Here is a 20,043-nt window from a genome sequence, read left to right as displayed (position 1 = left end):
TAAACTATTTTTTGTCTATTAGCTACGTACATATTATTTAAGGAATAGTTTTTGCCATTGGTAATATGATTTAGTAATTTTAAGCATAGAAAGTAAACTATTATATGGACGATAATTTTTCACCACGAGTAAAAGATGTTATTGCTTTTAGCAAAGAGGAAGCCCTGCGCCTAGGTCATGATTTTATTGGTACCGAACATTTAATGTTAGGACTTTTAAGAGATGGTAGCGGAAAGGCTATTAATATCCTAAATGCCTTAGATATAGATTTAAATCACTTAAGACGCAAAGTTGAAATACTAAGCCCTGCAAGCCCAAATGTTTCAGTTGTAACTAACGAGAAGAAGAATTTACACCTAACGCGTCAAGCAGAACGTGCTTTAAAAACAACCTTTTTAGAAGCAAAACTCTTTCAAAGCACATCAATCAACACCGCACATTTATTGCTGTGTATTTTAAGAAACGAAAACGATCCGACTACCAAACTTTTAAATAAGCTCAAGGTAGATTACGATAACGTTAAAGAACAATTTAAGTTTATGATAACAAACGACGAGAATTATATAGAACCAAAAGCTGAGTCGTTTCCGGATGATGACGCTAATACAAGCGACAGTAGCGACTCTAAAGATATATTTAACACCCCAACACCAAAAGGTAATAAAAAGTCTAAAACACCTGTTTTAGATAATTTTGGTCGTGACTTAACAGCTATGGCTGAAGAAGGAAAACTAGACCCTGTTGTTGGACGTGAGAAAGAAATTGAACGTGTCTCGCAGATCTTATCGCGACGTAAAAAGAATAACCCTTTATTAATTGGGGAGCCTGGCGTTGGTAAATCGGCTATTGCAGAAGGTTTAGCAAATAGAATTGTAAAACGAAAAGTATCGCGTATTCTATTTAACAAGCGTGTAGTGACTTTAGATTTAGCGAGCCTTGTTGCGGGTACGAAATACAGAGGTCAGTTCGAGGAGCGTATGAAAGCCGTAATGAACGAGTTAGAAAAAAATGATGATGTCATATTATTTATCGACGAAATTCATACTATTGTTGGTGCTGGTGGTGCTACCGGTAGTTTAGATGCCTCTAACATGTTTAAACCCGCTTTAGCACGTGGAGAAATACAATGTATAGGCGCAACAACATTAGACGAATACAGACAGTATATAGAAAAAGATGGCGCCTTAGAACGTCGTTTCCAAAAAGTCATTGTTGAACCTACTAATGAGGAAGAAACTATAGAAATTCTTAATAATATTAAGGAGAAGTACGAAGAACATCACAACGTAGAATACACTCAAGAAGCTATTGAAGCCTGTGTTAAATTAACAAGCCGCTATATGACCGAGCGTTTTTTACCAGACAAAGCTATTGATGCTTTAGATGAAGCGGGCTCTCGAGTACATATCACGAATATCGATGTTCCAAAGAAAATTTTAGAATTAGAAAAGGAACTTGAAGAGGTTAAACAAACAAAGAATTCGGTTGTTAAAAAACAAAAGTATGAAGAGGCAGCGCGTTTAAGAGACGACGAGAAACGCCTTGAAAAAGAACTTAGTATTGCCCAAGAAAAATGGGAGGAAGATACCAAGCTAAATAAAGAAATTGTTACCGAAGATAATGTGGCCGATGTGGTATCTATGATGACAGGTATACCTGTAAATCGTATCGCACAAACCGAAAGTAATAAACTTGCCCAATTGCCAGAACTTATTAAAGGACGTGTTATTGGTCAAGAAGATGCTGTAGCAAAGGTTGTAAAAGCGATTCAGCGTAATCGTGCAGGACTTAAGGACCCTAACAAGCCCATTGGTTCATTTATATTTTTAGGGCAGACTGGTGTTGGTAAAACGCAGTTAGCTAAAGTCTTATCTCAGCAGTTATTTGACAGTGAAGATTCTTTAATTAGAATAGATATGAGTGAGTACATGGAGAAATTTGCTATTTCAAGATTGGTTGGAGCACCTCCAGGATACGTAGGCTATGAAGAGGGCGGACAATTAACCGAAAAAGTAAGACGTAAGCCTTATGCTGTAATCTTATTAGATGAAATAGAGAAAGCTCACCCAGATGTATTTAATATGCTTTTACAGGTATTAGATGACGGGTATTTAACAGATAGCTTAGGTCGTAAAATCGATTTTAGAAATACGATTATAATTATGACCTCTAATATTGGTGCACGAAAACTTAAAGATTTTGGTACAGGTATCGGTTTTGGTACAGCATCCCAAAAATCTCAAGAAGACGCCAATGCTCGTGCAGTTATTGAAAACGCTCTTAAAAAGTCGTTTGCTCCTGAGTTTTTAAATAGAATTGACGATGTGGTTGTATTTAATGCGCTTGAAAAAGAAGACATTAATAAAATTATTGATATCGAGTTAGATAAGCTATTAAAGCGAATTAAAGGTTTAGGTTATACATTAGAGTTAACTACGGCTGCAAAAGAATATATTGCAGAAAAGGGATTTGATAAACAATATGGTGCAAGACCGCTTAAAAGAGCGATCCAAAAATATGTTGAAGACACTCTAGCCGAAGAAATCATTAAATCTCATATCGCTGAAGGTGATCTTATTAAAATGGACCTAGATAAAACGACCAATGAAATAACAATTAAAATAGAGAAATCTGAAAAATCAGCCGAGTCATAAAACATTTAGCACGATTTAAAAAGACTCCAATCAACTTGATTGGAGTCTTTTTTTTTACTAAATTTATAAGATGAAAATCATTAATAACAGTTTAGGATTCTGTGAATTGACTTTTTATGAATACTATGTTATATCGGTCGTTCATGAAGGCGTTAATCTAACCTCTGAGTTAAGTTTAAAAATATCGGCAGTAATTTTAAACTTTTACAAAGGCAAGCCGTTTACTTATATTACGCACCGAAAACATTCCTACTCATTAGATCCTTTAATCTACAAAAACACCTCTCAAGTAGAAAATTTAATCGCTTTTGGAGTTGTAACACAAGATTATTATAACGAACAAAATACCGAAGTGGAACGGTTATTTTTAAAAAAACCTTATATGGTTTTCCCTAGCCTATTAGAGGCTAAAAATTGGGCGACTTTAGTATATAAAAAACACTTATCAAAGGTAACTGATTAACGAAAATACTGTTTACTTAATTATTTCTTAAAAGCTACGATTAATTCAATAGCGATCCAGTTTATTATGAATAATTTAATCATTAGATACACTCCACTATAGCATCATTAGATTAAACCTAAGCTAATTATTAAATGAGCTATAAACCTATCTTACATAGTACACTCATCTATTTTATATCATCATAAAATTAACATGAATTAATTGTGATCAATTGTATAAATACGCTTTAAATCTATTTAGTTTTCACTACTTTTGATTTATGAAAATTGAAGACAATTCATTAGGGTTTTGTAAGCTTACATTTTACGATCATTTTGTGATTTCCGTAATAAAAGAAGGCACCGTGATGTGTAATAATCTAAATTCAAAACAAACAGAAGTGATTTTAAAATATTATGAAAATCAACCTTTTGTTTATATCTCACATAGACTACACTCCTATTCTGTAGACCCTTTAATGTACAACTCAAGTTCTAAAATCGATAATCTAATTGGTTTCTGTGTCGTTACCGAAAACTATTTCAGCAGAAAATCAACTGAAATAGAACAAGTCTTTTTAAAGAAAACCTTTAAAGTCTGTTCTTCAATTTTTGAAGCTAAAAACTGGGCGGCATTAACTTATAAGACCTATATAGAGAATAAATAAAAAAATCCCTTTCCAAAATTGAAGAGGGATTTTTATACTATGTATATGCTACTAAGGAGCTATATTTAAATTAATATAACTCAGCAGAATCAATTTGTAGGTGTTGTAAAAACGATATCGATTGCTGGATAGGATAATGCATTACTTCATCTTCTTCAACAAAAGGTACCTCTACTCTATACGAACCTAATAATTGCTCTATAAACGGACTAGACTGTAAAGGCGCTCTAAACGCTAATGCTTGTGACGCATTAAACAATTCGATAGCCAAGATACGTTCTACATTATTCACCAAAGTATAGGCTTGCGTAGCCGCATTAGCCCCCATACTAACGTGATCTTCTTGTCCGTTACTAGAAACTATACTATCTACACTCGCCGGACTTGCTAATTGTTTATTAGCACTTACAATACTTGCTGCAGTATATTGAGGTATCATAAACCCTGAATTTAATCCTGGGTTATTAACCAAGAAAACAGGTAAACCTCTTAATCCTGAAACGAGTTGAAAAACGCGTCGCTCAGAAATATTACCTAACTCAGCCATAGCTATTTTTAAATAATCTAAAGCTAAAGCTAGTGGCTGACCATGGAAATTTCCTCCAGATATAATTTCATCTTCTTGAGAGAATATATTCGGATTATCGGTAACCGAATTGATTTCCGTTTTAAATGTTTTTAATACAAAATCTAAGGTGTCTTTTGTCGCTCCATGAACCTGAGGAATACACCTAAACGAATATGGGTCTTGAACATGTTGTTTCTCCTGATTAATAATAGCACTATCACTTAAGAATTCTCTAATGCGTTCCGCCGTTTTTAATTGTCCGTTATGCGGACGAACTAAATGTATTAATTCATTAAACGGATCTAATCGACCATCAAAAGCATCAATAGATACACTTGCTATTAAATCGGCTAAATAAGACAACTTAAAACTTTTTAAAAGTAAGAATACCCCGTATGCACTCATAAACTGCGTACCATTCAACAACGCTAAACCTTCCTTAGATTGTAATGAAATAGGCTCCCATTTCATAATATCTAACACGGCTTCCGAAGGCATTTCTTCTCCATTATACACTACTGCCCCCTTACCTATTAAAGGTAAAGATAAATGCGCTAAAGGCGCTAAATCTCCAGAAGCTCCTAAAGACCCTTGTGTATACACCACTGGTAAAACAGAGGCATTATACATAGCCACTAGGCGCTCTACGGTTTGCAATTGCACTCCTGAATGCCCATAGCTTAACGACTGTATCTTAAGGAGTAACATTAATTTTACGATAGCATCTGGAACACGCTCTCCAGTACCACAAGCGTGCGACATTACTAGATTTTCTTGAAGTTTAGTTAAGTTTTCTTTAGAAATCTCAACATTATACAAAGATCCAAACCCCGTATTTATACCGTAAATAGGTTTGTCTTGCTTCTTTAATTTTTCATCTAAATAGGTTCTACACTTAACAATACGAGTTTTAGAATCTTCAGATAATATTAAAGTCTTTTCCTCGGAAAGAATATCGCTTATCGTGGTTAATTCTAGGGTTTCAGAAGATAAATAATGTATGCGTTCCATAATTTTATTTTTAATCCCTCAAAAGTCATCATTAAGGAGATATTATGCAAATAAAATAGGCTTAATAATTTAATACTAATTTTATTCTGTTATTTTTGAAAGAAATTAAAATATATAATAATGAAAAAAATACTAATATGCTTGTCGGCATTAGCTATTGTAGCTTGTAAAGACGACACCACTAAGGTAGAAGCTCCTAAAGACTATGTAACACTTTCGGGAACGATTACTAACAAAAGTAGCGACTCTATCGTTGTAAGAAACCGTGAGTTTACAAAAACCATTAAAGTTGGTGCCGACGGAACTTTTTCTGATACCCTTAAAGTAGAAACAGGATTATATTCTATATACGATGGGAATGAGCAAACGACAGCCTTTTTAAAAAATGGTTACGATTTAAATCTGACATTAGACACCAAAATGTTTGATGAAACCGTGAAATTCTCAGGAAATGGTGCCGAACACAGTAACTTTTTAGCAGAGAAAGTAAGGGTTCAAGAACGTCTTTTAGATGTTGAAAAACTAGCTGAATTAGATTCTTTAGGTTTAGAAGAATCTATGAAAAATATAGAAAAAGAATTGCTTGCGTTTTATGATAAAAACAAAACAATTGACACCTCTTTAACAAACAATGCTGCTAATGAAGTTAAGCCAATGCTTAATTTTTACAAGCGTTATGTAGGTGAAAAGATTGCATTAAAAAGAGACTTACCTAAAGGGTCGCCTTCTCCAACTTTTGAAAATTATGAAAATTACAAAGGTGGAACAACATCTTTAAAGGATTTAAAAGGAAAATATGTGTATGTTGATATTTGGGCTACATGGTGCGGACCTTGTAAAGCTGAAATTCCTTCACTTAAAAAACTTGAAAAAGAATACCACGGTAAAAACATTGAATTCGTAAGTATTTCGACTGATAACGGACGTGGTTATAGAGCTGAAACTCCTGAAGAAGCTAAAAAATTAGCTTATGACGGATGGAGAAAAATGGTAGAAGAAAAGGAATTAGGAGGTGTTCAATTAATGTCTGATAAAGCCTTCGAATCGGAATTTATTAGAGCTTATAAAATTAATGCTATTCCTCGCTTCTTACTAATTGATCCTGCTGGAAATATTGTAGATGCAGATGCACCAAGACCTTCTGAAGATAAATTAATAGAGCTTTTTAATAGTTTAGAAATCTAATTTTAAAACGATCTATAAAAAAAGCGAACTGAAAAGTTCGCTTTTTTTATTACTTTATTCTTTAACACGATATTTTTATCGCCCTATTTCTCTTTTTGTTTTCCTTTAGTTTCTTCTTCATCTTCTTCAGGAGTTTGGGATTCTGGCTGCGTAAACAGATCTAAATAAGCTTCAGAAATACCATTTATAACATCGCTAGCAAGCAGGCTTTGATATCCAAAATCTTCTATTATTAAATCGGCAGCGCGGCCGTGTAAATACACACCAAATAGTGTTGCTAATAGCGGCTCGTAGCCTTGCGAAATTAATCCTGTAATGATTCCCGTTAAGACATCTCCCGTTCCGGCAGTTGCTAAACCAGGGTTACCCGTAGCGTTTATAAATAATTTATCTTGAAACACCGTTATGGTATTCGCGCCTTTTATAACCACAATAACATTGTGTTTTTTAGAAAAGGCCTTTGTTTTCTTCAATTTATCAAAATCATCACTCCATGTTCCAATCAATCTTTCCAATTCTTTTGGATGTGGCGTTAACACAGAGAACTCAGGTAATGCTTTTAAAGCTTTTTTACTTTTTGAGAGACAGTTAATTGCATCAGCATCAATAACTACAGGTACTTTTATAGTTTCTAAAAATGTTGTGAATGCCGATACCGTTTCTTTTTCTGTCCCCATACCTACTCCAATCCCAACAACTGACGGCTCGACATCAATGGTCATACTTATTAGGTACTCTTCATGCTTATCGGTTATTACCATAACTTCGGGAACACTTGTTTGCAAAACAGTATAGCCGCATTTTGGTATGTACCCGGTTACTTTTCCTGCACCAGAAACTAATGCCGCTTTACTTGCTAATGTAACCGCTCCCATTTTTCCGTAGCTTCCACCAATAATTACAGCATGTCCAAAAGTACCTTTATGTGAGAATTTCTCTCTCGGCTTATATAAAGGTAAAACTTCATTTTTTCCAATAAGTTCTGCTTCAGTTTGAGTATTAAACAAATACTCAGGATCCAATCCGATATTTAAAACTTCCCACTGCACAGTAAACCCTGCAGTTTCAGGCAAGAAAAACACGAGTTTAGGCGTTTGAAAACTCAAAGTATGAGCCGCCGAAACAACGCTTTCTAAATCACTAGGTATTTGATCTGTATGTAATCCGGATGGTATATCTATCGATAAAGTATAGGCTTTAGAGGCTCTAAAATGATTAAAAAGTCCTTTAACCCACGCATCTACAGGACGGTTTATACCAATTCCAAAAACAGCATCTACAATAATATCATTAGCATCTATAGCAGGAAAATCCTCCTTGCAATTTAATAACGTAGGCCATTCTTTTGTGACACTTTTAATCCGATCGTAATTAACTAAAAAATCTTTAGAACGTTTTGTACTACAATTTACTACGTAGGTATGTACATTATAGCCATGAGTAATAAGATGTCTAGCGACTACCAAACCATCACCACCATTATTTCCTATACCACAGAACACATGAATAGGAACTTGGGCGCCTTGCATTCGCACATGTAACCAATTAAAAATCTGTATCCCTGCACGCTCCATTAAATCTGCAGAGCTAATATTCTGTTTTTTAGCCGTCTCAGTATCACCCGCGTAAATTTGCTCTTTAGTAAATATTTTCATTTGTAATCTTCTGTATTTTGTCTTTTAATTGATTTTAATGGGAAAAACCTAACCTTTAAACTAAAAAGAGGTATAAAAGTCGTGTTTTCTAAATATTCTTTGAGTAAAAGTAATATATTTATAAGGCATAGCACAGAAAAATGTACAACAAATCCGAAATACTAATTTCTTTATCATCAGCTTTTGGCGCTGGTATTTCTGTGGGCACAACGTATTTTTTAACGGCATCAACCCTTTAGGGGTATACACATTTCACTTCCGTCTATTTACAGTACTTTTTTAACTGTTATTAATCAAAACAATTACCAACTAAACCACATTTCTATGCAAGTTTTAAAATTTGGAGGAACGTCTTTAGGCTCCTCAAAAAACATCAACAAAGTCATCTCAATTCTCGAAAATCAAACCAAAAATAATAAAGTCGTTTGTGTGGTATCGGCCATTGCAGGTGTTACAGATGCTTTACTTAAAGCGGGCGAGTTAGCTAAAAATAAAGATACTCAGTATATAAAGGCATTTCAGGATATTCAGAAAAAACATCTATTAATTGTGGAAGAACTGAAGCCTATGCACAACAAGGAGATTCAATCTCACCTAAAAGATCAGTTGGGAGATTTAAAAAAGCTTTTAGACGGTATTTTTTTAATTAATGAATTATCACCACAAACCACCGACAAACTAATGAGCTATGGCGAATTATTATCGTCTTACATTATTACCGAGGTAATCAGAGAAAAAGGTATTGCCGTAACAAGAAAAAATGGACAAGAACTTATAATTACAAACTCCAACTTCACTAAGGCAGAAGTTAAATTCGATAGTACAAATAAACAGATACACGACTACTTTAGCACTGCCGGCCAAGACCTCACAATAGTTCCTGGTTTTATTTCAAAATCTGAACGTAACGAAATCACAACGTTAGGCCGTGGAGGTTCAGATTATACGGCAGCCATTATAGCAGCAGTATTACAAGTGGATACTTTAGAGATTTGGACAGATGTGAGTGGTATGTTTACCGCGAATCCTAAACTTGTAAAGCAAGCCCACCCCATTTCTTTCATTTCCTATCAGGAAGCTATGGAGCTGTCTCATTTTGGCGCCAAAGTACTTTACCCACCGAGTGTTCAACCTGTTTTATTTTCCAATATCCCAATACGCATTAAAAACACATTGCTACCGGAACATGAAGGGACTTTGATTACAAATAACCCAAAGTATTACAATACAGAAAAATCTCCTGCTACAGGAATTACTAACATAAATAACATCGCACTATTAACACTTCAAGGCGGTGGTATGGTTGGGGTTCCAGGATTTTCCAAACGCTTATTTGAAGTTCTCGCGAGTCAGAAAATCAATATCATATTTATTACTCAAGCCTCATCAGAGCATTCTATATGCTTTGGAATAGATGAAAAAGATGCTTCTATTGCAGAGCAAGTAATAAATGAAACTTTTAAATATGAAATTGAAACTTTTAAAATTGATCCCATACTAGTCGAAAAAGAACTTTCTATTATTGCTCTTGTGGGTGACAAAATAAAAAATCATCAAGGGGTTAGCGGTAAAATGTTTAGTGTTTTAGGGAAAAACAATATTAATATCAGAGCTATTGCTCAAGGTGCCTCAGAACGTAATATATCGGCAGTAATAGCCGAAAAAGATGTAAAAAAAGCTCTAAATGCGGTCCACGAACGGTTTTTTGAAAGTAACACTAAACAATTAAATGTTTTTATAACTGGTGTTGGAAATGTTGGTGAACGGTTGGTGGAGCAAATCAATCAGCAAAAAAACTATTTAATTAAACACCATAAAATTAATGTACGCGTTGCCGGACTTTCAAATTCTAGAACGATGATTTTTAATGCAGAAGGTCTGCCACTAAAAAACTGGAAACAAGACTTAGCTAAAGGACAAAACGCGTCACTATCCACTTTTTTTGACACTGTAAAATCATTTAATTTACGGAATAGTATTTTTATCGATATTACTGCTAATACCGAGGTGTCACAATTGTATGAGCACTATTTAAAAGAAAGTATCGCTGTAGTGGCCTGTAATAAGATTGCGTGTTCAAGTTCTCAAAAAAACTATTCTCTTCTTAAGGAATTATCTTTAAAATACAATGCGCCCTTTTTATTTGAAACCAATGTTGGTGCTGGTTTACCTATTATTGATACCTTAAGAAATCTAATGGCTTCCGGAGATAAAATAATTAGTATTCAAGCGGTATTATCGGGAAGTTTAAACTTTGTATTTAATAATTTTAATGAAACCACGAACTTTCACGATGTGGTGAAACAAGCTCAAATTGAAGGCTATACAGAACCCGACCCTAGAATTGATTTAAGTGGTGTAGATGTGGCTAGAAAAATACTAATATTAGCACGAGAAAGTGGCTTTGAAATGAATTTAGAAGCCATTAAAAACGAATCTTTTTTAACTAAAAACAACTTAAACAGTGATTCTATAGATGACTTTTATAACACGCTTATTGAAGATGAAGCTCATTTTCAAAAGCTCTATAAATCGGCAAATCAAAAAGGCTGTCAGTTAAAATATGTCGCTACATTTAATAAAGGAAAAGCGCATGTTGGTTTACAAGAGATTCCGCAAGGACATCCATTTTATAACCTGGAAGGAAAAGATAATATCGTATTATTTTACACACAGCGTTACCCCGAGCAGCCTATGATTATTAAAGGTGCTGGAGCGGGTGCCGATGTTACGGCTTCTGGTCTTTTTGCCGATATTATTAGAATTGGTAAAAACTAAGCTATGAGAAACGAAATAAAAATATTTTCACCTGCTACCGTAGCCAATGTCTCTTGTGGCTTCGATGTTTTGGGGTTTTGCTTAGATACTATAGGTGATGAGATCGTAGTTAGAAAATCAAAAGAAAAAGGCTTTCGAATAACACGCATAGAAGGATTTGAATTGCCCTTAAATCCGTTAGAAAACGTAGCCGGAGTTGCTGCTTTAGCACTACTAAACGATATAAATCTTGATTTCGGCTTTGAGATGGAAATCTATAAAAAGATAAAACCCGGAAGTGGTATAGGAAGTAGTTCGGCAAGTGCCTCTGGTAGTGTGTTCGCTATAAACGAATTATTAGGTCGCCCTTACACCCGTCATCAATTAACGCATTTTGCTATGAAAGGAGAAGCATTGGCTAGTGGTATAGAACACGCCGATAATATAGCTCCTGCTCTATTTGGTGGATTTACTCTAGTGAAATCAAACGCGCCTATTCAGGTTTTAGAATTACCATCTCCAAAAGCCCTTTATGCAACACTAATTCATCCTGAAATAGAAATTAAGACGAGTGATTCTCGTGCGGTTTTACCAAAACAAATCCCTTTACAATTGGCTATAACACAATGGGCTAATGTGGGAAGTTTAGTCCATGCTTTACATACTAACGATTACCAATTACTTAGCAGCGCCTTACAAGATGTGGTTATCGAACCGTACCGCAAAGGACTTATCCCCCACTTTGACAGTATAAAAAAACAGTCGGTATTAGCCGGTGCTTTAGGTTGTGGCATTTCTGGCTCTGGCCCTTCTATATTTGCCTTAAGCGAAGGTCTTGCAACCGCTAAAAGTGTAGAAAAATCAATGCGTGACGTATATTCAAAATCAGGAATACCCTTTAACACTTATGTGTCCAAAATCAATTCTAAAGGCATCAAAATATTATAATATGACTTACTATTCACTCAACAAAAAGGCAAAAGATACTAGTTTTAAAGAGGCTGTAATACAAGGTTTGGCGCCTGATAAAGGGTTGTATTTCCCAAAAACAATCACAGCCTTACCTGCCGAATTCTATTCCAATATCGATCAGTATTCTAATGAAGAGATCGCTTTTGAAGCTATTAAACAGTTTGTAACGCCAGACATTCCTGAAAATGAGTTGAAAAGGATTATCACGGACACTTTCTCTTTTGACTTTCCTATAATTAATTTCAATACTAATCTATCTACATTAGAGCTGTTTCACGGACCAACTTTAGCGTTTAAAGATGTTGGGGCCCGTTTTATGGCCCGGTGTTTGGCGTATTTTAATAGAGAAAGCACCGAAGAGATTACTGTTTTAGTAGCCACTTCTGGGGATACTGGAAGTGCTGTCGCTAATGGTTTTCTAGGCGTAAAAGGAGTTCAAGTAGTTATCTTGTACCCTAGCGGAAAAGTGAGTGCTATCCAAGAAAAGCAACTTACCACCTTGGGGCAAAACATCACCGCATTAGAAATTGATGGCGTCTTTGACGATTGCCAAGATATGGTAAAACGCGCTTTCTTAGATACTGAAATCACCAATACTTTACAGCTTACCTCGGCCAACTCTATAAATGTTGCTCGTTGGTTACCACAGTTATTTTATTATCTATTTGCTTATAAAGCGCTATATAAAACTTATAAAAACATTGTGTTTTCAGTGCCTAGCGGAAATTTCGGAAATATATGTGCGGGTATGATGGCACAGCAATTAGGTTTGCCTGTCTCTCATTTTATTGCCGCCAATAACGCTAACGATAGTGTTAGTAATTATTTAAAAACTAAAACCTTCAGCCTAAAGCCCTCCGTACAAACTATTAGTAACGCTATGGATGTTGGTAACCCTAGTAACTTTGTTAGGGTTCAAGAAATCTACCATCAGGATTTCGATAAATTAAAACAAAACCTATCGGCATTTAGTTTTACAGACGAAGACACTAAACAGGGTATAAAAGAACTCTATACTACCTATAATTATATTGCCGATCCTCACGGTGCCGTTGGATACTTAGCTTGTAAAGACTACTTAAAACTGCACCCTGACGCACATTGTGTGTTTCTAGAAACCGCACACCCTACAAAATTTCTGAATGTTGTAGAAGAGGTTATTGGAATACCACAGGAACTCCCACCCCAAATTAAATCTGTACTTTCTAAAACAAAGATAGCCACCAAAATTGGTAACTACAATGCTTTTAAAACGTTTTTGTTATCCCCTTAAAAACCGCTTTATTTAAGATAGAGCAATTATAGCTTTCTCTATGGGTGTTTGACCTTTAATAATTTCAAAGGTTACTTGGTTTGCTATGGCAGTATTTAAGGTCTGTACTAAAGTTTTAGCGACATCACTCCTACTGATTTCACCTTGTTTATTTAACTTTAATTCTAACGCTATGGTCTCTGATCCAGCGTCGTTAGTTAAAGCGCCTGGACGCACAATACAATAGGGTAATCCACTTTGTTTTAGATGATTATCGGCATTTTGTTTCGCTACTAAATAGTCTTTCAGTTCAGGGACTTGTTCTGGTGTATCTGCACCCATAGAACTTAACATAATAAATTTTTTAACGCCTTGTTTTTTAGATTCATCAATAAGTTTTATCGCTCCATCTTGATCAACTTCCTGTACCTTTTTTCCACCGGAACCAGCAGCAAAGACCACCTTATCTATGGGGTTATTAGTATCAAAGCTAGGAGAGACATCCCCTTCCAAATCGACCAAAACTGTTTCAATGTTTTTAGCAGTAAAGTAAGCTTTCTGTTCCTCTTTTCTTACCATCGCTACCGGTTTAAAATCTTGGGATTCCTGTAGTAAATCCACTATCATTTTTCCTGTGGTGCCATTAGCACCCGCAACTAATATATTTTCCATAGTTATAAACTACCATTAAAAATTGATACTCCCAACTCTTATTAAGGGTTTAACTTTAGTTTAATACGTATATAAAACCTGTTTAACAATGAAGTATTATTTGAAAAAGAGAATGGTGTGCACAAATTATTTTAACTTTACAATTCACTAAAACCACCATACTATGGCAACTATAAACACATATTTGAATTTTAATGGAAATTGCGAAAAAGCTTTTAATTTTTACAAAGCTATTTTTGGAGGTGAGTTTACTTATTTAGGCTATTTTAAAGATATGCCTGAATCTGAAGATTGTAAAATCGATGATGAGGACAAAAACAAAATCATGCATGTATCTCTTCCTATTGGACATTCTATTTTAATGGGTAGTGATACCGCTGGACAGCAACAAGACCAATTTAACCAAGGCAATAATTTTTCGATTTCCATTACCGCAGATTCTAAACTGGAGGCCGATACAATGTTTCAAAAACTTAGTGTTGACGGACATAAAATTATGCCCCTCGAGGATACCTTTTGGGGAGATTATTTTGGTATGTTAGTCGATAAGTTTGGTATTCAATGGATGATTAGTTATAATAAAAACAGTATAAAATAATATAAAATGTCGGCAGATAAAAAAACACATTGGGAAACCGTCTATGCAACAAAAACTCCTGATCAAGTGAGTTGGACACAAGAAACACCGGAAATCTCATTAGAATTAATTGAATCTTTACAAGTTAAAAAGAACGCCAAAATTATTGATGTAGGTGGTGGAGATAGTAAACTAGTAGATTGTTTATTAGATAGAGGCTACACCAATATTACAGTACTTGATATTTCTAAAAAAGCGCTAGAACGAGCGCAAGCACGCTTAGGAGTGCGCGCAAAATTGGTGAATTGGATTGTTAGTGACATCACAAACTTTAATCCTGATACGACTTTTGAAGTTTGGCATGACCGCGCTGCCTTTCATTTTCTAACTGAGCCTGATGATATTAATAAGTATATCTCCCTTACAAACCATTTTGTTTCTGGGTATTTGGTATTAGGAACATTTTCTACCCAAGGACCAGAAAAATGTAGCGGACTAAACATCTCACAGTATTCTGAGAGCTCTTTATCTACTACCTTTAAGGCTTCTTTTGAACCTATTACATGTAAAACAGAAGATCATAACACCCCCTTTAGTACCACCCAAAACTTTGTGTTTTGCAGCTTTAAAAAAAAATAATATCACAGCAATTAACCTTTTAACAAAATATTAAAACGCTAGTATTTAAATAAGGTATAACTTTGCCTTTGCAATGAAATTTTTAGAGAACATATTACGCCTTCCTTTTTTCAGCACCTATTATTACAATAGTGGGGCTGTGGAATTATATGCTAAAAATTTAAAAACATGTATTGTTTAAGAATTAACGAATAGTATTTATATAACCTGTAAAGCCCGAGCATTTTTGTTCGGGCTTTTTTTATACAAAAAATTATGAAAACCCTTTTAAAATTACAAGAAAACACAGAGATTATTCTCCCTGAAAACGGACTGAAACAGAAGTTGCAATTGGCGGAAAAGGAACAACGCCCACTAAAAATTAAATTAGGATTCGACCCAACAGCTCCCGATTTACATTTGGGACATGCTGTAGTATTAAAAAAACTAAAACAATTTCAAGAACAGGGGCATCATATCATTATTTTGGTCGGTAGTTTCACCGCTAGAATTGGAGATCCTACAGGAAAAAACAAAAGCCGTCAGCCCTTAAGTATTGAAGAAGTACAACACAATGCACAAACATACATTAATCAATTGTCAAAAATTTTAGACATTGAAAAAACAGAGATTGTCTTTAACTCCGATTGGTTAGATCGACTTTCGTTTTCAGACGTCATTCAATTATTATCTAAAGTAACGGTTGCACAACTTATGCACAGAAAAGATTTTAATAAACGTTTTACAGAAAACACACCAATAGCCATGCACGAACTCGTGTACCCTATACTGCAAGGGTTCGATTCGGTACAGCTTCAATGTGATATCGAAATGGGTGGCACCGATCAGCTTTTTAATTGTACTATGGGAAGACAATTACAAGAAAGTCACGGTTTAAACCCTCAAATCGTTATGTGTATGCCACTATTACAAGGATTAGACGGTAAAGAAAAGATGAGTAAATCGCTAAATAACATTATTGGATTAACCGACACGCCTAACGATATGTTCGGTAAAACCTTATCGATGCCAGACGATTTAATTCCTGAATTTTTACAGTTGGTAACCGATTTTTCAATAACCGAAAAAGAAGCCATCTTACAACAATTGCAAGACGGAGTCAACCCTATGACTATTAAGAAAAGCATAGCAAAAAATATCATTAGTCAATACCATAATGCAGAAGCGGCTATTTCAGCTGAGTTGTTTTTTGAAAATCAATTTCAAAATAAAGTGTTTGACGAAAAAAGCTTTAGTCCGATAGCTATAACAGATTTAAATCTAGAGACTGAAACTATAACTATTTTAGACTTGTGTAAAGCAATAAAAAGCGACTTGTCCAATTCAGCCATCCGACGATTAATAGAAAGTGGCGCTGTTCAAATAAACAATAAAAAAATTATAGAGCCCTTTAAAAAAATAACAGCAATAAATGGGGTCAAACTAAAAATAGGTAAACGGGATTTCTTCGAATTGAAATAGTCTGTGTATAAAAGTGACGTGAATTCGTTTTGACTGTGATTTAATCCTTAAGTCCATTTACAAAAACGAATAATTTTCGATACCTTTGAAGCCAATCAAATACAATAATAAATACAAATAAAACTTTAAGTTTATACCTATGAAAAATACTGCGTTATCCTCTACTCACGAAGCTCTAGGAGCGAAAATGGTTCCTTTTGCTGGTTACAATATGCCTGTTCAATACGACGGCGTAAATATCGAACACCAAGCGGTTAGAAAAGACTGTGGTGTATTCGACGTTTCACATATGGGTGAATTTTTAGTTGAAGGCGAGCATGCACTAGATTTATTACAAAAAGTATGTAGTAATGATGCGTCTAAATTAACTGTTGGAAAAGCACAATATACGTGTTTACCAAATGACGATGGCGGTGTCGTAGACGATTTAATTATTTATAAATTAAAAGAAGATCAATATTTATTAGTTGTAAACGCTAGTAATATTGAAAAAGATTGGAATTGGATTTCTTCTAAAAATGATGTGGGTGCAACTATGCGCGATTTAAGTGAAGACTATTCTCTATTAGCGATTCAAGGACCGAATGCTGTCGAAAAAATGCAAGCTTTATCTAGTCACGATTTAGCAGCAATAAAATTCTACAATTTTGAAGTTGGTAATTTTGCTGGTATTGAAAATGTTATTATTTCGGCAACGGGTTATACAGGAAGTGGTGGATTTGAGATTTACTGTAAAAATGACGAGGTTAAACAAATTTGGGATAAAGTAACTGCAGCTGGTGCAAAACCTATTGGATTAGCAGCACGTGATACCCTGCGCTTAGAAATGGGATATTGCCTTTACGGAAATGATATTAGTGATACAACGTCTCCAATAGAAGCTGGTTTAGGTTGGATAACAAAATTCACTAAAGAATTTACGAATTCTGAAGCTTTAAAAGCTGAAAAAGAACGCGGACCAAAACGTAAGTTAATTGCTTTTGAATTAGATGAACGTGGTATTCCAAGACACGATTACGAGATTGTAGACGCGGAAGGAAATGCTATTGGTATTGTAACTTCTGGTACCATGTCTCCAAGTTTAGGTAAAGGAATTGGTTTAGGTTATGTACCTACTGAAGTGTCTGCTGTAGGAACAAAAATATTTATTCAAATTAGAAAAAAAGCAATTCCTGCAACCATTGTAAAACCACCATTTTACAAAGCATAAATTAAAAATAAAAGCTAATATATGATAGATTTCCAAGGGCTATTAAACAACATACATGACGATTTAAAAACACGGGAGGATAAAGGCGTAGTAGCCTCATATATTCCGGAATTATCAAAACAAGATGTCAATACCCTCGGTCTATATATGCAACACATCGACGGCAGATCTTTTTCTGCCGGCGATGCTTTTACCCCCTTCTCTATTCAAAGTATTTCTAAAGTACTCGCATTATCTAAAGCGATTGCTTTCGAGGATAATAAAATCTGGGAACGCGTAGACGTAGAACCTTCGGGAAATCCGTTTAATCATTTATCATTACTAGAACTCGAAAATGGAATTCCTAGAAACCCGTTAATAAACGCTGGAGCATTAGTTATTGCGGATATTTTAGTCACGCACCTAGAAAATCCTAAAGAAGACTTTTTACAATACGTCCGCAATATTGCTAACGATCAAAGCATAAAATACAATTTTAAGGTTGCCGATTCTGAAGAGCGCACCGGTTTTAATAATTTCGCAGCAGCTTATCTTTTAAAATCGTTTAATAATTTAAATAATAGTGTCGACGATGTTCTCGATTTTTATTTTCATCAATGTGCGATAGAAATGAGTTGTGAGCAACTGTCTAAGGCTTTTTATCTCTTTGCTAATGGCGGTCAGTGCATGCAAGGCAATCAACATATTCCCATCCAACAAGCCAAGCGTATTAATGCAATAATGCTTACCTGCGGTTTCTATGATGAAGCCGGAGAGTTTGCTTTTGAAGTCGGTTTACCAGGAAAAAGTGGTGTTGGCGGAGGAATTGTTGCCCTATTACCTAATAATTTTATTCTAGCAACCTGGGCACCAGGATTAAATCCTAGAGGAAATTCGCTAATTGGCATGCAGGCTTTAGAACAATTTACTTCTCAAACCAATTTATCTATTTTTTAAGCGTTAACCAGGTCATGATAGAAAGAAATAACAAACATAGAATTTTAATTCTAGGCGCTAGTGGTTTTATAGGTCAGGCGATCTATAAAGAGCTCTGCCCCTATTTTAGAACCTATGGGACGTATAGAACGGATAATTATAGCTATGATAAAAACCAACACTTTTTTCAATACGATATAGAAGAAGATGATGTTTTTGAAATTTTAGAAGCTGTTAACCCCACGATTATCATATCGGCATTACGAGGTAATTTCTCTGCTCAGATTATTGCTCACCATCACGTGGCCGAATACCTTGTTGCCCATAACGCTAAACTTATTTATCTATCGTCCGCCAATGTATTTGATGCCTACAGTAAATTCCCGAGTTATGAACTAGACAAAACATTAAGCCACAGTCCGTACGGGCATTTTAAAATTAAAATCGAAAACATGTTGCTGCGTTTGCCTGCGCATCAAGTAGCCATTTTACGACTACCTATGGTTTTTGGTGCGCAGTCACCAAGAATTAAAGAAATAAAGGCATTTATTAACGAAGGGATACCTGTAGAAGTGTTTCCTAATTTAATAATGAATGTAACCACAGATACTAAGGTCACTCAGCAAATTCATTATATAATTAACCGTAATAAATCGGGGGTGTTTCACTTAGGAAGCAACGACTTAGTACATCATGATGATTTTACCAAAGAAATTATTGAAGCCTTAGGCATTAATAAACCACTTATTAAGCAAGTATTTACAACAAACGACGAAAGGTATTTAGCCATTCTTCCTAAAACCAACACCTTACCAAAACACCTACAGTTAAATAGTTCGCTTGTTATCGAAGAATTAGACTATTAATTTGCTCAGAAGTGCTTTTTTTTTAGTCGTATTAAATCTTTGTAAATCTGATGAAATTGATTTAAATAATATTATTTTAGTAGTATCTATTTACCTAATAAAAAAACAGCTAGTATGTCAAAATTATCAGAAGAAGATATCGAAAAACGTTTAATCCGATTCCCTGAGTGGGAGTATCACAATAACGCTATTCACGCAGAGTATGAATTTGAAAATTTTAAAGACTGCTTTAGTGCCATGAGTAGGATTGCTTTTGAATGTGAAGCATTAAATCATCATCCAGATTGGACAAATAGTTATAATATTCTTAAAATTTCTTTACACACCCATGAAGTGGATGGTGTTACTTTAAAAGACTTTAAGCTTGCGGAAGCTATAGAACTTATTGTCGAAGAAGAAGACGAATAAACACATTTAAAACTACTTCTGCATACTATTCTGCATCTATGTATTAGATGTACAACTACGTTGTATTATACTTCTATACAATTAATGCTTAGTTTCTAAGAAAATAAGAATGCAGTTCATATATTTTTT

Annotated in this window: 17 protein-coding genes; 14 read left to right on the top strand and 3 right to left on the bottom strand. The window is 34.8% G+C overall.

Annotation, left to right across the window (positions count from 1 at the left end; genetic code table 11):
• The first annotated feature begins 104 nt into the window (after window positions 1-104).
• The 3 genes from BLV64_RS13055 to BLV64_RS13045 all read left to right on the top strand — a co-directional run bounded on the left by BLV64_RS13055 (window position 105) and on the right by BLV64_RS13045 (window position 3,766).
• Window positions 105-2,654, top strand: coding sequence for an ATP-dependent Clp protease ATP-binding subunit (locus BLV64_RS13055; RefSeq protein ID WP_092136291.1), 2,550 nt, complete (start codon window positions 105-107; stop codon window positions 2,652-2,654).
• A gap of 70 nt (window positions 2,655-2,724) precedes the next feature.
• Window positions 2,725-3,117, top strand: a complete 393-nt coding sequence (locus BLV64_RS13050) for a hypothetical protein (RefSeq protein WP_092136289.1) — start codon at window positions 2,725-2,727, stop codon at window positions 3,115-3,117.
• A gap of 262 nt (window positions 3,118-3,379) precedes the next feature.
• Complete coding sequence (locus BLV64_RS13045) at window positions 3,380-3,766, top strand: hypothetical protein (RefSeq protein WP_092136287.1); 387 nt, start codon at window positions 3,380-3,382, stop codon at window positions 3,764-3,766.
• 70 nt (window positions 3,767-3,836) lie between these two features.
• Here the strand turns inward: BLV64_RS13045 and hutH are convergent, their stop codons facing one another.
• Window positions 3,837-5,345, bottom strand: coding sequence for a histidine ammonia-lyase (hutH, locus tag BLV64_RS13040; RefSeq protein ID WP_092136285.1), 1,509 nt, complete (start codon window positions 5,343-5,345; stop codon window positions 3,837-3,839).
• Between the two features lie 120 nt (window positions 5,346-5,465).
• Here hutH and BLV64_RS13035 point away from each other — a divergent pair, with 120 nt between their 5' ends.
• A complete protein-coding gene (locus BLV64_RS13035; protein WP_092136283.1) occupies window positions 5,466-6,530 on the top strand; it encodes a redoxin family protein in 1,065 nt (354 codons plus the stop codon).
• Window positions 6,531-6,613: 83 nt separating this feature from the next.
• On the opposite strand, the gene BLV64_RS13030 is transcribed toward BLV64_RS13035, so the two are convergent.
• A complete protein-coding gene (locus tag BLV64_RS13030; protein ID WP_092136281.1) occupies window positions 6,614-8,185 on the bottom strand; it encodes an NAD(P)H-hydrate dehydratase in 1,572 nt (523 codons plus the stop codon).
• 324 nt (window positions 8,186-8,509) lie between these two features.
• Between BLV64_RS13030 and thrA the strand changes: the two genes are divergently transcribed.
• From thrA to thrC, 3 genes are read left to right on the top strand one after another with little or no spacing between them, the layout of a single operon-like run.
• A complete protein-coding gene (gene thrA, locus BLV64_RS13025) occupies window positions 8,510-10,963 on the top strand; it encodes a bifunctional aspartate kinase/homoserine dehydrogenase I (protein WP_092136278.1) in 2,454 nt (817 codons plus the stop codon).
• A 3-nt stretch (window positions 10,964-10,966) separates the two neighbouring features.
• Entirely contained in the window at window positions 10,967-11,890 is a 924-nt protein-coding gene (locus BLV64_RS13020; RefSeq protein WP_092136277.1) for a homoserine kinase, read from the top strand.
• Between the two features lies 1 nt (window position 11,891).
• Window positions 11,892-13,187 (top strand): threonine synthase, encoded by a 1,296-nt coding sequence (gene thrC, locus BLV64_RS13015; protein ID WP_092136275.1) that lies wholly within the window; start codon window positions 11,892-11,894, stop codon window positions 13,185-13,187.
• A 12-nt stretch (window positions 13,188-13,199) separates the two neighbouring features.
• Here thrC and BLV64_RS13010 read toward each other — a convergent pair whose 3' ends face one another.
• Window positions 13,200-13,838, bottom strand: a complete 639-nt coding sequence (locus tag BLV64_RS13010; RefSeq protein ID WP_092136274.1) for an SDR family oxidoreductase — start codon at window positions 13,836-13,838, stop codon at window positions 13,200-13,202.
• A 163-nt stretch (window positions 13,839-14,001) separates the two neighbouring features.
• On the opposite strand from BLV64_RS13010, the gene BLV64_RS13005 reads away from it, so the two are divergent.
• The 7 genes from BLV64_RS13005 to BLV64_RS12975 all read left to right on the top strand — a co-directional run bounded on the left by BLV64_RS13005 (window position 14,002) and on the right by BLV64_RS12975 (window position 19,914).
• Window positions 14,002-14,436: a VOC family protein gene (locus BLV64_RS13005; protein WP_092136272.1), complete on the top strand. Its 435-nt coding sequence runs from the start codon at window positions 14,002-14,004 to the stop codon at window positions 14,434-14,436.
• Between the two features lie 6 nt (window positions 14,437-14,442).
• Window positions 14,443-15,054 carry a class I SAM-dependent methyltransferase gene (locus BLV64_RS13000; RefSeq protein WP_092136270.1) on the top strand — a complete coding sequence of 204 codons (612 nt, stop codon included), beginning with the start codon at window positions 14,443-14,445 and terminating at the stop codon, window positions 15,052-15,054.
• Between the two features lie 255 nt (window positions 15,055-15,309).
• Window positions 15,310-16,515 (top strand): tyrosine--tRNA ligase, encoded by a 1,206-nt coding sequence (gene tyrS / locus BLV64_RS12995; RefSeq protein ID WP_092136268.1) that lies wholly within the window; start codon window positions 15,310-15,312, stop codon window positions 16,513-16,515.
• Window positions 16,516-16,654: 139 nt separating this feature from the next.
• Complete coding sequence (gene gcvT / locus BLV64_RS12990; protein WP_092136267.1) at window positions 16,655-17,725, top strand: glycine cleavage system aminomethyltransferase GcvT; 1,071 nt, start codon at window positions 16,655-16,657, stop codon at window positions 17,723-17,725.
• Window positions 17,726-17,746: 21 nt separating this feature from the next.
• Window positions 17,747-18,661, top strand: coding sequence for a glutaminase (locus BLV64_RS12985; protein ID WP_092136265.1), 915 nt, complete (start codon window positions 17,747-17,749; stop codon window positions 18,659-18,661).
• 14 nt (window positions 18,662-18,675) lie between these two features.
• Window positions 18,676-19,506, top strand: a complete 831-nt coding sequence (locus BLV64_RS12980; RefSeq protein WP_092136263.1) for a sugar nucleotide-binding protein — start codon at window positions 18,676-18,678, stop codon at window positions 19,504-19,506.
• A 114-nt stretch (window positions 19,507-19,620) separates the two neighbouring features.
• Entirely contained in the window at window positions 19,621-19,914 is a 294-nt protein-coding gene (locus BLV64_RS12975) for a 4a-hydroxytetrahydrobiopterin dehydratase (RefSeq protein ID WP_092136261.1), read from the top strand.
• Window positions 19,915-20,043: the final 129 nt, after the last annotated feature.

This window comes from Bizionia paragorgiae (genome assembly GCF_900107625.1).
Lineage (GTDB): Bacteria > Bacteroidota > Bacteroidia > Flavobacteriales > Flavobacteriaceae > Bizionia > Bizionia paragorgiae.
This window is presented reverse-complemented; position numbering and strand designations above follow the sequence as displayed.

What these genes read in the sequence shown, in the direction of transcription:
- BLV64_RS12975 (WP_092136261.1), top strand. Translation starts at nt 19,621, where the DNA reads ATGTCAAAATTATCAGAAGAAGATATCGAAAAACGTTTAATCCGATTC.
- BLV64_RS13005 (WP_092136272.1), top strand. Translation starts at nt 14,002, where the DNA reads ATGGCAACTATAAACACATATTTGAATTTTAATGGAAATTGCGAAAAA.
- BLV64_RS13045 (WP_092136287.1), top strand. Translation starts at nt 3,380, where the DNA reads ATGAAAATTGAAGACAATTCATTAGGGTTTTGTAAGCTTACATTTTAC.
- BLV64_RS13055 (WP_092136291.1), top strand. Translation starts at nt 105, where the DNA reads ATGGACGATAATTTTTCACCACGAGTAAAAGATGTTATTGCTTTTAGC.
- thrC (WP_092136275.1), top strand. Translation starts at nt 11,892, where the DNA reads ATGACTTACTATTCACTCAACAAAAAGGCAAAAGATACTAGTTTTAAA.
- BLV64_RS13030 (WP_092136281.1), bottom strand. Translation starts at nt 8,185, where the DNA reads ATGAAAATATTTACTAAAGAGCAAATTTACGCGGGTGATACTGAGACG.
- BLV64_RS13050 (WP_092136289.1), top strand. Translation starts at nt 2,725, where the DNA reads ATGAAAATCATTAATAACAGTTTAGGATTCTGTGAATTGACTTTTTAT.
- thrA (WP_092136278.1), top strand. Translation starts at nt 8,510, where the DNA reads ATGCAAGTTTTAAAATTTGGAGGAACGTCTTTAGGCTCCTCAAAAAAC.
- BLV64_RS12985 (WP_092136265.1), top strand. Translation starts at nt 17,747, where the DNA reads ATGATAGATTTCCAAGGGCTATTAAACAACATACATGACGATTTAAAA.
- hutH (WP_092136285.1), bottom strand. Translation starts at nt 5,345, where the DNA reads ATGGAACGCATACATTATTTATCTTCTGAAACCCTAGAATTAACCACG.
- BLV64_RS12980 (WP_092136263.1), top strand. Translation starts at nt 18,676, where the DNA reads ATGATAGAAAGAAATAACAAACATAGAATTTTAATTCTAGGCGCTAGT.
- tyrS (WP_092136268.1), top strand. Translation starts at nt 15,310, where the DNA reads ATGAAAACCCTTTTAAAATTACAAGAAAACACAGAGATTATTCTCCCT.
- BLV64_RS13035 (WP_092136283.1), top strand. Translation starts at nt 5,466, where the DNA reads ATGAAAAAAATACTAATATGCTTGTCGGCATTAGCTATTGTAGCTTGT.
- gcvT (WP_092136267.1), top strand. Translation starts at nt 16,655, where the DNA reads ATGAAAAATACTGCGTTATCCTCTACTCACGAAGCTCTAGGAGCGAAA.
- BLV64_RS13020 (WP_092136277.1), top strand. Translation starts at nt 10,967, where the DNA reads ATGAGAAACGAAATAAAAATATTTTCACCTGCTACCGTAGCCAATGTC.
- BLV64_RS13000 (WP_092136270.1), top strand. Translation starts at nt 14,443, where the DNA reads ATGTCGGCAGATAAAAAAACACATTGGGAAACCGTCTATGCAACAAAA.
- BLV64_RS13010 (WP_092136274.1), bottom strand. Translation starts at nt 13,838, where the DNA reads ATGGAAAATATATTAGTTGCGGGTGCTAATGGCACCACAGGAAAAATG.